Annotated in this window: 1 protein-coding gene; it reads right to left on the reverse strand. The window is 33.2% G+C overall.

The features are described from left to right. A partial coding sequence (locus FUA24_RS25645) for a lyase family protein (protein WP_246146953.1) occupies positions 1 to 310 on the reverse strand: 310 nt, incomplete at both ends.

Consider the following 310-nt stretch of genomic DNA (forward strand, 5'->3'; position numbering starts at 1 on the left):
CTGGTAATAATTTATCTTTATGCGTTTCTGCTAAACCTAAAAGCGTATCAAAAAAAGTTTTAGTTTTTTGTTTAATTAACTGCAAGTTTTCTTTGTAATACAAATGGCAAGCCACTAAAACCTGATCGTTTCTGGAGCGCGCCGTATGTATTTTCTTTCCAACATCACCTAACGTTTTAGTCAATTCAAATTCTATTTTAGAATGTACATCTTCAAACTGTGCATCAATAACAAAAGAGCCTTCTTCAATTTGTGCTGCTAAAACTTCTAATCCGCCTAATAGTTGCTCCAATTCTTCAGCCGATAAAAT

It is taken from the genome of Seonamhaeicola marinus, from assembly GCF_008085455.1.